15 protein-coding genes are annotated in these 12,710 nt (G+C 67.6%); 11 read left to right on the forward strand and 4 right to left on the reverse strand.

All coding sequences use genetic code 11. The annotated features are described in order from the left end of the window. Window positions 1-371: 371 nt before the first annotated feature. From ACFTSF_RS36985 to ACFTSF_RS37005, 5 genes are all read left to right on the forward strand, one after another. Window positions 372-2,075, forward strand: coding sequence for an urease subunit alpha (locus ACFTSF_RS36985; RefSeq protein ID WP_380159728.1), 1,704 nt, complete (start codon window positions 372-374; stop codon window positions 2,073-2,075). 367 nt (window positions 2,076-2,442) lie between these two features. Then, window positions 2,443-3,210 carry an urease accessory protein UreF gene (locus ACFTSF_RS36990; RefSeq protein WP_380159730.1) on the forward strand — a complete coding sequence of 256 codons (768 nt, stop codon included), beginning with the start codon at window positions 2,443-2,445 and terminating at the stop codon, window positions 3,208-3,210. Beyond that, on the forward strand, window positions 3,203-3,937 hold the full coding sequence (gene ureG, locus ACFTSF_RS36995; RefSeq protein WP_380159732.1) for an urease accessory protein UreG: 735 nt from the start codon (window positions 3,203-3,205) through the stop codon (window positions 3,935-3,937). The genes ACFTSF_RS36990 and ureG overlap by 8 nt, the downstream gene beginning before the upstream one ends. Before the next feature lie 34 nt (window positions 3,938-3,971). Beyond that, window positions 3,972-4,670: an urease accessory protein UreD gene (locus ACFTSF_RS37000; RefSeq protein WP_380159734.1), complete on the forward strand. Its 699-nt coding sequence runs from the start codon at window positions 3,972-3,974 to the stop codon at window positions 4,668-4,670. Then, complete coding sequence (locus ACFTSF_RS37005; protein ID WP_380159736.1) at window positions 4,657-5,289, forward strand: nucleoside/nucleotide kinase family protein; 633 nt, start codon at window positions 4,657-4,659, stop codon at window positions 5,287-5,289. Before ACFTSF_RS37000 ends, ACFTSF_RS37005 begins: the two co-directional genes overlap by 14 nt. Here the strand turns inward: ACFTSF_RS37005 and ACFTSF_RS37010 are convergent. Continuing rightward, on the reverse strand, window positions 5,282-6,016 hold the full coding sequence (locus tag ACFTSF_RS37010) for a TetR/AcrR family transcriptional regulator (protein ID WP_380159738.1): 735 nt from the start codon (window positions 6,014-6,016) through the stop codon (window positions 5,282-5,284). The genes ACFTSF_RS37005 and ACFTSF_RS37010 overlap by 8 nt on opposite strands. 82 nt (window positions 6,017-6,098) lie before the next feature. Here ACFTSF_RS37010 and ACFTSF_RS37015 point away from each other — a divergent pair, with 82 nt between their 5' ends. Together ACFTSF_RS37015 and ACFTSF_RS37020 are read left to right on the forward strand one after the other, a co-directional pair. Beyond that, a complete protein-coding gene (locus tag ACFTSF_RS37015) occupies window positions 6,099-6,998 on the forward strand; it encodes an ATP-binding cassette domain-containing protein (RefSeq protein ID WP_380159740.1) in 900 nt (299 codons plus the stop codon). Window positions 6,999-7,007: 9 nt separating this feature from the next. Next, complete coding sequence (locus ACFTSF_RS37020) at window positions 7,008-7,781, forward strand: ABC transporter permease (RefSeq protein ID WP_380159742.1); 774 nt, start codon at window positions 7,008-7,010, stop codon at window positions 7,779-7,781. A 169-nt stretch (window positions 7,782-7,950) separates the two neighbouring features. Here the strand turns inward: ACFTSF_RS37020 and ACFTSF_RS37025 are convergent, their stop codons facing one another. After that, the gene (locus tag ACFTSF_RS37025) at window positions 7,951-9,102 is read right to left on the reverse strand and encodes a cytochrome P450 (protein WP_380159743.1); all 1,152 of its coding nucleotides are present in this window, start codon (window positions 9,100-9,102) and stop codon (window positions 7,951-7,953) included. 85 nt (window positions 9,103-9,187) lie between these two features. Between ACFTSF_RS37025 and ACFTSF_RS37030 the strand changes: the two genes are divergently transcribed. Genes ACFTSF_RS37030 through ACFTSF_RS37045 form a run of 4 tightly spaced genes read left to right on the forward strand, consistent with a single transcriptional unit; the run spans window position 9,188 to window position 11,459 of the window. Then, a complete protein-coding gene (locus tag ACFTSF_RS37030; RefSeq protein WP_380159745.1) occupies window positions 9,188-9,364 on the forward strand; it encodes a hypothetical protein in 177 nt (58 codons plus the stop codon). Window positions 9,365-9,373: 9 nt separating this feature from the next. Further along, the gene (locus ACFTSF_RS37035; RefSeq protein ID WP_380159747.1) at window positions 9,374-10,342 is read left to right on the forward strand and encodes a proline racemase family protein; all 969 of its coding nucleotides are present in this window, start codon (window positions 9,374-9,376) and stop codon (window positions 10,340-10,342) included. Between the two features lie 10 nt (window positions 10,343-10,352). Beyond that, window positions 10,353-10,676, forward strand: a complete 324-nt coding sequence (locus ACFTSF_RS37040) for a putative quinol monooxygenase (RefSeq protein ID WP_344143856.1) — start codon at window positions 10,353-10,355, stop codon at window positions 10,674-10,676. Window positions 10,677-10,679: 3 nt separating this feature from the next. Further along, a complete protein-coding gene (locus tag ACFTSF_RS37045) occupies window positions 10,680-11,459 on the forward strand; it encodes an endonuclease/exonuclease/phosphatase family protein (protein WP_380159750.1) in 780 nt (259 codons plus the stop codon). Here the strand turns inward: ACFTSF_RS37045 and ACFTSF_RS37050 are convergent. Next, on the reverse strand, window positions 11,456-12,199 hold the full coding sequence (locus ACFTSF_RS37050) for a hypothetical protein (protein WP_380159752.1): 744 nt from the start codon (window positions 12,197-12,199) through the stop codon (window positions 11,456-11,458). The genes ACFTSF_RS37045 and ACFTSF_RS37050 overlap by 4 nt on opposite strands. Next, window positions 12,196-12,663 carry a DUF4913 domain-containing protein gene (locus ACFTSF_RS37055; RefSeq protein WP_380159753.1) on the reverse strand — a complete coding sequence of 156 codons (468 nt, stop codon included), beginning with the start codon at window positions 12,661-12,663 and terminating at the stop codon, window positions 12,196-12,198. Before ACFTSF_RS37055 ends, ACFTSF_RS37050 begins: the two co-directional genes overlap by 4 nt. Between the last annotated feature and the right edge of the window lie 47 nt (window positions 12,664-12,710).

Here is a 12,710-nt window from a genome sequence, read left to right on the forward strand (position 1 = left end):
GCCCAGCACGGCGACTCCTGCCGCGGGGACACCCGGCGACGCGCCTCGTACCTGCGAGACCCCGTGCCCAACGCGTCGAATGCGCCCGGCCGACTCCAATCTGAAGAACATCCCTGCCTCCCCGGACAGTCAACTTCGCAGAGGTGTTCGCCGAGCCTTCCTCGACTCTCGCGGCATCGCGCGGCACTTGCCGTCGGCACCAATGAGTCCGCGGCGGGCCGACCGCGAGACCGTCCGACTCAGGCGCCTCCTCCGCGAGAACGACATGTCCTTCCAAGCGCTCACCGATGGACAAGCTGAGTCGGACTCCGCGGGCCTTTTGCGATTGAACGCGGCGAACGTGCACGGCGGTCCGAGGCGGGTGGTGTGCTGTGGTTGAGATTTCTCGGGCTGCTTATGCGGCCTTGTACGGGCCGACTGTGGGGGATCAGGTTCGGTTGGCTGATACCGATCTTTGGATCGAGGTGGAGGAGGACCGGACTGCTGGGGGTGAGGAGGTTGTGTTCGGGGGCGGGAAGTCGATTCGGGAGTCGATGGCTCAGGGGACGGCTACTCGGGCGGAGGGGGCGCCGGACACCGTCATCACCAATGTGGTGGTGCTGGATTGGTGGGGGATTGTTCGGGCTGACGTGGGGATTCGGGATGGGCGGATCGTCGCGTTGGGGCGGGCGGGGAACCCGGATATTGCGGACGGGGTGCATCCGCAGTTGCGGATCGGGCCGTCCACCGACGTGATTGCGGGTGAGGGGCGGATCCTGACCGCAGGTGCTATCGACTCGCACGTGCACCTGTTGTCGCCGTCACAGCTGCATGAGGCGTTGGCGACTGGGATCACCACGGTTGCTGGTGGTGGGACGGGACCGAGTGAGGGGTCGAAGGCAACGACCGTCACACCCGGTGCGTGGCATCTCGAGCAGATGCATCGGAGCTTGGACGCGTACCCGCTGAACGTTCTCTTGCTGGGCAAGGGGAATACGGTCAGTGCGGAGGCTCTCGCGGAGCAGGCGCTGGCGGGCGCGGCTGGCTACAAGGTGCATGAGGACTGGGGTTCGACGCCGGCCGCGATCGACACGGCATTGCGCGCTGCCGACGACTGGGGTTTGCAGGTCGCGCTGCACGCGGACAGTTTGAACGAGGCCGGGTTCGTGGAATCGACGCTCGGCGCGATCGCGGGCCGGTCGATCCACGCGTTCCACGTCGAGGGCGCGGGTGGCGGACATGCGCCGGACATTCTGTCGATCGCGGCGTACCCGCATGTCATCCCGGGGTCGACGAATCCCACGCTGCCGCACACGGTGAACACAGTCGCCGAACACCTCGACATGCTGATGGTCTGTCATCACCTGAGTCCCGACGTACCGGAGGATCTCGCGTTCGCGGAGTCGCGGATTCGCGCGACCACGATCGCGGCCGAGGACATCCTGCACGACCTGGGTGCGTTGTCGATCACGTCGTCGGATGCGCAGGCGATGGGCCGGATCGGTGAGGTGATCACGCGGACCTGGCAGGTCGCGCACGTGATGAAGCACCGGCGCGGTCAGCTCGACGGCGGGTTGCCGGCCGACAACGAGCGGGCCCGGCGGTACGTCGCCAAGTACACGATCAACCCGGCGGTTGCCCACGGCATCGATCACGAGGTCGGTTCGGTAGAGGTCGGGAAGCTGGCGGATCTGGTGTTGTGGGATCCCCAGTACTTCGGGGTTCGGCCGCGCGTGGTGATCAAGGGCGGCGCGATTGCGTGGGCGGCGCTGGGCGATCCGAACGCGTCGATCCCGACACCGCAGCCGGTGCTGATGCGACCGTCGTTCGGGGATGCGATCGGGGCGGATCTGTCGGTCACGTTCGTGTCGCCGGCGGCGCTGGACGACGGGCTGGCCGGGCGACTCGGGTTGCGTCGGCGGCTCCTCGGCGTACGGCCGACGCGGTCGATCGGGAAGGCGGACATGAAGAACAACTCTGCGCTCCCGTCGATCGACATCGACCCGGAAACGTTCGCCATCGCGGTCAACGGCGAGCCGGTCGAACCCTCCCCCGCGACGGTCCTCCCGCTCGCCCAGCTCTACGCGATGTTCTGATGAGCCCGCTCGCGTTAGCCGGTAATTTTTGGGCGCCATATGACGAAAATCTTCCGACTAACGAGGCGCCAACCGCGACCACCGGGGTTTGCCCGGGTGGGCTGGCGCGGCTAGTCGACGGACGCAGGCTGCGCCGCCCCCAGTACGGCGGGCGCGGTCGACGGACTCGCATGTCGTGTCGAGGCGCAGTCGGCGATTGCCGCGATCGGTCGACGCACATGCGTCGGCGCGAGATGCGTCGGCCCGCGGTAGGTGGTTCCTGGCGGGCTGGTGGGGAGTCGCGTTGGCCGGCGGTGGGTGGTTGCTGGTTGGGTGCGTTTGGGCTTGGGCTGGTGGGGTGCGACCGATCTGTTCGTGGGGTGGTTGGGTGAGTTCGCCTGAGGTGGTTGCGTTGATGCTGGCGGACGGGCGGTTGCCGACTGGCGGGCACACGCAGTCGGCGGGACTCGAGCCGGCGGTTCGTGCGGGATTGGGTGCCGATGGCAAGCAGTTGGCCGAGGTCGGCGAGTACGCTCGCGATCGCCTGCGAACCGTGACGCGGATCGAGGCCGCCGTCGCCGTACTCGCTCGGCACCATGTCCCGAGGACCCTCGAAGCACGTCCGGACCTGGAGGCCATCACAAATGGCCCGACCGAGGTGTCTCAGGCGGGGGCGGGTGAGGAAACCGCAGTTGTGATGGCTCGCAGGTTCGCACAGCTCGAGTCGGCGTGGGCTGCGCGGACGCCGAGCCGGGCGTTGCGGACCGCGTCGCGGCGGCAGGGGCGGGCGTACCTGCGGCTGGCTGAGCGGGTTTGGCCCGAGACGCTGCGGTACCTGCCGCGGGACGGCGAGATCGCGCGGCCGATCGTGATCGGCGTGATCGGTGCGGTGACCGGGTTGTCGGCCGAGCAGGTTGCGCGGTTGGTGGCGTACGACGACGCGCAGACCGTGGTCGCCGCCTCGCTGAAGTTGCTGCCGGTCGATCCGGCCGGGGCGGTCACCTGGTTGGCCGCGTTGCACGACGACATCGAACGGCTCGTCAACGACGTCGCGCCGCTGACCGACATCGAGAAGATTCCCGCCGGCGGCGCACCACTGATCGATCAGTTCGCCGAGCAGCACGCCATCGAGAGAATGAGGTTGTTCCATGCCTGACACGACACGGCCTGACACCACGACTCGTTCGTTCCGGCTCGGCGTCGCCGGGCCGGTCGGGACCGGGAAGAGTTCGCTGATCGCGACGGTCTGCCGCGAACTCGCCGACGAACTCCGCCTCGGCGTGATCACCAACGACATCTACACCGACGAGGACGCGCGGCTGCTCCGCTCGGCCGGTGTGCTCGACCCCGAGCGGATCCGCGCGGTCGAGACCGGCGCCTGCCCGCATACCGCGATCCGCGACGACGTCACGCCGAACCTGATCGCCGTCGAGGATCTCGAACGCGACTTCGCCCCGCTGGACGTCGTACTGGTCGAATCCGGCGGCGACAACCTGACCGCGACTTTCTCCCCCGCGCTCGTCGACGCGCAGATCTTCGTGCTCGACGTGGCCGGCGGCGGTGACGTCGCGCGCAAGGGCGGTCCGGGTATCGCGCGGGCGGACCTGCTCGTCGTCAACAAGACCGACCTCGCCCAGTACGTCGGGGTCGACGTACCGCAGATGGTCAAGGATGCCGAGGCTGCCCGCGACGGTAAGCCGGTACTCGCCTTGTCCCGACACGATCCGGCGTCGGTTGCGGGTCTGAAGGAGTGGGTGCTGGCGATGACCAAGGTCGTCCGGGACGGCGGTCACACGCCGGTCGACCCCGGTCCGATGGCACCGCATTCGCACGTCGACGAGAACGGCGTACTGATCTCGCACACCCATGCCCACTCGCATTGAGGTTGTCGCTGATCCGGTTCGCGACCGTTGTGTGTTGATCACGGATCACTTGTCACCGCGACGGCTCCCCGGGCCGGCTGGCGTCGTACGGGTCGCTCTGGTGGCGGCCGGTGCGCTGCTGCTCGCCGGGGATCACGTGCGGATCGAGGTCGTGGTTTCCGGACCGATTCGCCTTGAGATTGTCGAGACGGCCGGGACGGTCGCGTACGCGATGCGCGGCGCGTCGGCGCGGTGGGACGTGGCGATCGAACTGACCGATGGCGCGAGCCTGCAGTGGTACGGCGAACCGTTCGTGGTCGCGGCGGATGCGGATGTCACGCGGTCGACGAGTGTGCGCCTGGACGACGGGTGCACGGCCGAGATCCGCGAGTCGCTGGTGCTCGGCCGGTACGGCGAGGTCGGCGGCACGTTGCATACGCAGACCCGAGCGTGGATCGGTGCGGACCTGTTGCTGGCGGAGGACCTCGACCTCAGTCCCGAGAACCGCACGGGCTGGGCAATCCTCGGCGGAGCCCGCTGCCTCGACACCGTGACCACCCTCGGCCACCGCCTACCCGAGGCACCGCACACTCTCCAACTGGAAGGCACCGGCTCAATCGCCCGCCGCCTCGTCCACCAGCAACACGAAAGCGACCTCGGCGCCACACCGGGCGCGGTCGGTGGTCCGCCTTCGTGCGCAAAGCGGGCAGCGGCTGAGCCCGTCGAACTAGGATCTGCGGGTGCGCACACTTGATTCGGAGGCCGCGTTCGACCTTGCGGTGGAGCTGGCGACCAGTGGTGAACGGCGGATCCTCGGGATTTGTGGGGCGCCGGCGGCCGGGAAGTCGACGTTTGCGGAGCAGCTCGCGGAGCGGTTGACGAAGGCGGGGCACGGGGTCGCGCTGGTCCCGATGGATGGGTACCACCTGGCGCAGTCCGTGCTCGAGGAGCTCGGGCTCGCGGATGTGAAGGGCGCGCCGCACACCTTCGACGGCTACGGGTTCGTCGCCTTGCTCAAGAGGTTGAAGGAGGCACCCACCGAGCAGATCTGGGCGCCGCGATTCGACCGTGGGCTGGAGGATTCGATTGCCGCCAGCATCGGAGTTGCTCCGGAGGTCAGCCTGGTCGTGACCGAAGGCAACTATCTGCTGCTCGACGAGATGCCGTGGGCAACTGTCCGCACGGTGCTCGATCAGTGCTGGTACGTCGAGGTTCCCGAGGAACTGCGGCACCAGCGACTCGAGGCCCGGCACATGCAGTTCGGACGCACTCAGGCGGAAGCGCACGAGCGCACCTTCGGCAGCGACGAACGCAACGCACAGCTGATCGCCGCGACGGCCGCCGCAGCGGACGCGATCGTCGAGCTCAGCTGACTCGCTCGATGAACGCGGCGACGCCGTCCAGGTAGAGCTGCAGACCGAAGTCGAAGTCCTGGTCGCTCTCCTGCTCGAAGTCGCCCACCTCGTCGAAGACCCCGGCGTCCAGCACCCGCGCGAGCGCAGGCATCTGCCGCGGATCGATCACTCGGGACAGCGTCGCGCCGTACTGGCGGAACGCATCCGGGTTGTCGGCGAACCCCGCGGCCAGGTCCGTCGCCATCCGGATCTCGCCCTGGACGTACGTGATCAGGCCCATCGCGATGCCGACCTTGGCCTCCTCCGGCAGCCCGGTACCGGACAGCGCCCCGAGTGCGGAGTCGAGCCAGGCCAGGTTGTTCGGCCCAGCCGGCGGGCCGGAGATCGGCAGCCTCGCGTACCACGCGTGTTTGCAAACCGCGGTCATCACGCCGTCGGCCCAGAACGTCAGTCCGGTTCGCCAGTCGACATCGGCCGGCAGCGGTTCGGGTCGCTCGAGCGCCGCGTCCGACATCAGCACGAGCAGCTCGTCCTTGCTCTTCACGTGCCGGTACAGCGCCATCGTCGAGTTGCCGAGCCGCTCGGCGACCCGCGCCATCGACACCGCGGCGAGGTCGTTCTCCTCGTCGGCGATCTCGATCGCGGTCCGGACGATGTCGTCGAGGCTCAGCGTCGGCTTCGGCCCGCGCCGCGGAGTCTCCCGCAGTCGCCACATCAGGGCCACGTCGGCCGGCAGCTCGTCCACCGCCTCAGTCTAGGGCTTGCGAACCATCACTGCGTACCTGCTACGCTAATTAGCGTATTGGATACGCAGTGAGGAGGGGATCATGATCGTCGAGGCCACCGGGATCCGGAAGTCGTACGGCGGGACCGAGGTGCTGAGCGGGATCGACCTAGGTGTGCCGGAGGGTTCCGTGCTCGCCCTGCTCGGCCCCAACGGCGCCGGCAAGACCACCGTCGTACGGATCCTGAGCACACTGATCCGCCCGGACGGCGGCCGCGCGAGCATCGCCGGGTACGACGTCGTCCGCCAAGCGGCCGCGGTTCGCAGCGTGATCAGCCTGACCGGCCAGTACGCCGCGGTCGACGAGAACCAGACCGGCCGGGAGAACCTGGTGATGGTCGGCCGGCTGATGCATCTCGGCCGGGCCGGCGCACACCGCCGTACCGGTGAGCTGCTCGAGCAGTTCGGGCTGACCGATGCGATGGACCGCCGAGTGAAGACCTACTCCGGCGGTATGCGCCGGCGACTCGATCTCGCGATGAGCCTGGTCGGCCGGCCGCGGGTGATCTTCCTCGACGAGCCGACCACGGGGCTCGACCCGGGCAGCCGCTCGACGATGTGGGAGGCGATCGGCGAGCTGGTCCGGGACGGGACCACGATCCTGCTCACCACGCAGTACCTCGAAGAGGCGGACCGGCTGGCCGATCGGATCGTGCTGCTCGACCACGGCCGGGTCGCCGCGGCCGGTACCGCCGATGCGCTCAAGGCAAAGGTCGGCGGTGAGCGGGTCGAACTGCGGTTCGGTACCGAACCGGAGCTGCTGAAGGCGGCCGCCGTACTGGGCGCCATTCACGCCGGTGACGTCCTAAGCGTCCCGTCCGACGGTACGGCGAAGCACCTGCATCACCTGCTGGACCTGCTGCGCGACAACGGCCTCCATCCGGAGCGTGTGTCTGCGCACCGCCCGACTCTCGACGACGTCTTCCTCGCGCTGACCGCCTAGGAGCTACCCATGTCACACCAGAGTGTTGCCGCCGCACTGTCGGATACGGCGACGATGATCGACCGCAGTGTGCGACTGGCACGCCGCAACGTGGACACGCTGTTCGCAGCGATCCTGCTCCCGCTGATGATGATGGCGCTGTTCGTGTACGTGTTCGGCGGCGCGATCAGCACCGGGACGCAGTACGTGAACTACGTCGTCCCGGGCATGCTCCTGCTCACCACCGGGTACGGCGCCGCGTCCACCGCGATGGTAGTTGCGGACGACATGAACACCGGCATGATCGACCGCCTGCGCTCACTACCGATCCACAGCTTCGCAGTACTCACCGGCCACGTCGCAGCGAGTGTTGCGCGCAACGCGCTGGCGACTGCGATCGTCGTACTGGCTGCACTTGCCATGGGCTTCCGGCCGAACGCAGGTGTTGGTGAGTGGCTCGCTGCGATCGGACTGCTGCTTCTGTACGTCGTTGCGCTGTCATGGCTGGCCGCTGGTCTCGGAGTGATCGCGCGGTCGGTGGAGTCGGCCAGCACGTTGAGTTTCTTCATGCTGTTCCTGCCCTACCTCAGTAGCGCGTTCGTACCGCCGGACACGATGCCTGCGTGGTTGCGGCCGATCGGTACGCACCAGCCGATCACACCGGTGATCGAAACGGTACGGGGGTTTCTGACCGGAACACCGGTTGGAAACAACGGCATCCGCGCACTCATCTGGTGCTCTGGTCTACTCCTGTTCTCGGTCGTGCTCGCGACTTCGTTGTATCGGAAGCGGACTCGCCGTTGAGCGCATGAAACGCACCGCTCAGCGGACAGCTTTTCGAGAGAACGCGAAATGGTTCGGACATGACCCCGCGACGTTGTTACTGTCCAAGTCCCCCCCCACGTGTGGAGGTCCCACTCCCCCCGGGACCCACACGGACAAGCGCCCCGGTCATCGACCGGGGCGCTTCGTTTTATCCAAGCTTTACAGGGAGTCCGGTCAGCCCGCGGGTGCGGATGGTGTCCCGCCAGCGCAGCTCCGACGGCGGTACGGCGAGCGTGAGACCCGGTGCGTGATCGAGCAATGCGTCGATCGCGATCGCCACTTCCAACCGGGCGAGTGGTGCGCCGAGGCAGTAGTGGATGCCGTGGCCCAGTGCGAGCTGTCCCCCGGCCGCCCGGTCGAGGTCGAACCGGTCCGCGTCAGGGAAGCGTTCGGCGTCCCGGTTGGCCGAGGCGAGCCCCAGCAGCACGGTCTCCCCGGCTGGGATCACCACGCCGCCGATCTCGAGGTCCTCGAGTGGGAAGCGGCGGATGGCGAGCGGCGCTGGACCGTCGTACCGCATCGCCTCTTCGATGGCAGCGGGGAGCAGTGAGCGGTCCGCACGCACGCGCTCCCAGCGACTGCGGTCGTCCAGCAGCGCCAGAGTGGTGGTGCCGATCAGATGCACCACGTTCTCGTAGCCGGCGAACAGGATGAGGAAGATCAGCGACGTCAGCTCGTCGTCGCTCAGCCGGTCCTCCTGGTCGCGTGCTGCGATCAGGTCGCTGACCAGGTCGTCTCCCGGCACGGACCGCTTCGTCTCGATCAGTCCGGCGAAGAACCGCAGCATCGCCCCGATTGCAGCGCGTGCCTCGTCCGGTCCGGGCGGCGTCAGCATGGTGTCGGTCCAGGACCGGAAGTCGGGCCGCGCCTCGACCGGTACGCCGAGCAGGTCGCAGATGACCGTGATCGGCAGCGGTGCGGCGTAGTCGGTCACCAGATCGGCCGTGCCGCGCAGCGGCTCCAGCAGAGCGTTCGCCGTACGACGGATCGGGTCGCGCAGCGCGTCGATCCGGCCGGCTGTGAACGCCTTGGTGACCAGCGTTCGGATTCGGGTGTGGTCAGGCGGGTCCATGTTGAGCAGGTTGGCGTCCAGTGCCGGCGGGAGGCTCAGACCGCGGTAGTTGCCGGGCAGCGCGTTCCGCTTGTCCACGGACAGGCGCGGATCCGCCAGCGCACGGCGGACGTCGTCGTACCGGGTGACGAGCCAGGACGGGCTCCCGTCCGGCCCGGCGATGCGGTGCACCGGTCCGGCGGTGCGGAGCGCGGCGTAGGCGGAGTAGGGGTCGGCGGTGTCGATCACCGTTTCAAATTATCTGAGCAGTGGTGTCAATTCCCGGGGTGCTGGTTCGACGTACCAGTAAGAGCAACCAGAGGAGAGGGTCAGGATGAACACCACTACCACCATGATCATCACCATGCTGGCCGAGGGAAACCCGGTCTGGTACGTCGCAGCGATGGTGAACATGCGCAGTCACGACGTGTACGAGATCGGCCACGCCGCTGGCTACCCGGACAAGACGAAGCTGCGGTGCGCACTGCTGGCCGCCCGCCGCGCCGCCTAGGCTGACCGTGTGGAGCCTGTGAGCGTTGTCGACTATCACACCGCTGGAGAGCCGTTCCGGATCGTCACTGCTGGCGGACCGGCGGTTCCGGGCTCCACAGTCGCCGAGCGACGACTGACAGCACAGTCGAACGCGGCAATCGACGCCGTACGGCTGCTGCTCGTGAATGAACCGCGTGGGCACGCGGATATGTACGGGTGCTTCGTTGTACCGCCGGATGATGCAGGTGCTCATTTCGGCGTGCTGTTCTGGCACAAGGACGGTTACTCGACCGCATGTGGTCACGGGACGATCGCCTTGGGCGTCTGGGCCGTCGAGAGCGGGTTGGTCCCCGCTACACCCGACGGCGACACCGACGTGGTGATCGACGTACCGTCCGGGCGGGTAGTGGCGCGAGTGACGTGCTCCGGCGGCAGAGTCGCCGGTGTGGCGTTTCAGAACGTGGCGTCGTTCGTGCTGGCTCGTTCTGTGCCGGTAGCCGGCGTCAAAGCAGACATCAGCTTCGGGGGCGCCTTCTATGCGTCAGTACCGGCGTCATCCGTCGGTCTGACCGTCACACCGGACTGCTACGCCGACCTGGTCAAGATCGGCCGCGAGATCAAGTGGGCACTGAACGACCTGGCAGTCCACCCGACCGACCCGCGCCTGAACGGGATGTACGGCACCATCCTGTACGACGACCTGGGCCCGCTGCACCAGCGCAACCTCGCGATCTTCGCCGACGGCCAGGCCGACCGCTCCCCCTGCGGCTCCGGCACGTCCGCCCGCCTAGCCCTCCTGCACGCCGACGGCCTCCTGCCACCCGGCACCACCCTGCTGCACGAGTCAATCGTCGGTACGACGTTCCGCGGCCGCGTGCTGTCCGAAACCCCCACCGGCCTCCTCACCGAGGTCTCCGGCACCGCCCACCGCACCGGCACAGCCACCTTCACCCTCGACCCGCACGACCCCCTCGGTACCGGATTCACCCTGCGCTAACGTCACTCCCATGATTTTCATCACCGCGAAGTTCCGCGTGAAGCCCGAGCACGCCGAGAACTGGCCGACCATCACCGCAGCCTTCACCGCCGCCACCCGCGCCGAACCCGGCTGCCTCTGGTACGACTGGTCCCGCTCCCTGGACGACCCGAACGAGTACGTCCTGGTCGAAGCCTTCGCCGACGACGAAGCCGCCACCGCCCACGTCACCTCAGCCCACTTCAAAGCCGCCCAGCACGACCTCCCACCGCACCTGGTCGAAACCCCCCGCATCGTCAACTTCAAACTCCCCCAGGACAACTGGTCCGAACTAGGCGAACTAGCGGTCAAGTAGCTGATGATTGTCGCTTCGCTCAATACGCGTGGGATACCGCTGCGTGGTTCGCGGCTTGGTGAGCGGTACGCCGCGATCGGTGCGGTGTTCGAGGCGTCTGACGTTGACGTCGTGAACTTTCAGGAGGTGCTGACGTACTACCACCTGCGGCGGCTGACAAAGGCGATGCCGTCGTACCGGTTTGCCGGCTACCGCAGGTCGGTGGCTGGGCCGGCGGGTGGGTTGCTGACGCTGTCTCGTACGCCGATCGCCCGGACTGCGTACCGGCGGATGCCGATGCCGCCAGCGGCGGATGCAGTTGGCCTGCCCAGGCTGTCGCGGCTGAAGGCGTCGCTGAAGGGGGTGCTGCTGACGAGCCTCAGCGGGGTCACGGTCGCCAACACGCACCTGTTGGCCAACTTCGACGGCGACTGGTCCGACAGCAACCGCTACTACCGCCTGCACCAAGGACAACTCGCCGTACTCGGCCGAGCCGTCGCAGCGATTGACGGGCCGACCATCCTGTCCGGTGACTTCAACATCGCCCGCGACAGCACCCTGTACGGCGACTTCATCCGCGACACCGGTCTGGTTGACGCGTTCGGTGCGGACTGCCCGCCGACGTTCCACGCGTCGTACCTGCACTCCAACCAGACCGCACACTGCATCGACTTCCTACTGCTGTCCGATCCGTCGATCAGTGTCGAGGCCGCCCAGCTCACGTTCACCGAGCAACTACCGATGCCCGGCGGCCCCGACTATCTGACCGACCACCTCGGTCTGCAGGTCACTCTGGCGCTCTAGCGGCTCCGGTCGTCGCCCCGGTCGCGGTTGAGTTTCGCCATGGTCTGGTGCGCGGCCGGGAGGATGTGGTGCTTGATCGCCTGCGCGGCCTTCTTCGGCATCGCTTCGAGCGCACCCTCCCACGCCTGCTTCGTCGCGATGAAGACCGGGTACTGACGCTTGCGAGCCACCATGTACTGGCTGAACACCTCACAGTCACGCTCACTGAAGCGGCTCTCGGCCCGGCCGTCCTTGATCGCCTCGGCCAGCGCGACCATCTTCGGCACGTCCTTCTTCCGGATCACACCACCCACGGTCCCGAACGTGTGCAGCATGGTGCGCGGATCGAGTGTCGTGAGCTCCTGCCCGAGCAGCCTCGCCTGCCGCGGCTCGAACAGCTCACTCCGCACCGGGAACTGCAGCTGCCGGTGCGTCAGGTAGGACCGCTCCGACTCCGGCCGGTAGTCGATGTAGGCGTTGATGGTCTCGATGGTGACCGGGAACGGCTGGTTCTTCAGAGACTCCGCAAACGCACCGACCTTCGCCGCCTGGTCACGCGGGATGAGCAGGTCGACGTCCGGCATCCGCTGGGCCAGGTCGTAGGCACCTGGCCGGTTGAAGTCGATCGACGCACCCTGATCGGTGTACGCCGACACCGCCAGGCTCCCGACCACCGCGAACGGCACCCGCTCGTTGTTCAGCCAGGTCTGGATCCGGTCCAGCTCGATCAGGAACTTCTTGCGGGTCTCATCGACCGTCACCAGTCGGCCTCACCGAGCACATCCCACCAGTGCTGGTGCGACGAGCTCCACCAGCCGTCCGGCGGCGGAGTCACCGGCAGCACCTGCGGCCGGACATGCTGCTCCGGAGTGCAGGCAGCGAACGGGCCGTTGGCACCGAACAACACACTCAGGTTCGGATCGAGGTGCTCACGAATCCACCCGGCCATTCCCCGCACCGGGTCGAGCGCCGCAACCTCCCAGGTCCGCCACAGCGCCTCCAGCCGCAGCATCGCCTCAGCGTGGTCCCACCACGCAGCACACCACCGCTGGTCAGCCGTCCGCGCGAACGTCAGCACGAAGAAGCCGTTCACCCAGGACTCCAGATCGGCGAACTGCGGCCGGAACTCCGCCGCCTGCGCCGGCGGCTGCCACCCGGACCCCTGCAGCCCCTGCATGGCCATCCGCAGCGCCTTCACATCCTCGGCATCGAGGTCGCCGTCCACTGTCACTCTCCCCCTGTCGACATGCGCACAGCCTAAGCGGCCAGCAG

Origin of the sequence: Kribbella sp. NPDC056951 (genome assembly GCF_042674205.1) — a bacterium.
In the GTDB taxonomy this organism is placed as follows: Bacteria; Actinomycetota; Actinomycetes; order Propionibacteriales; family Kribbellaceae; genus Kribbella; species Kribbella yunnanensis.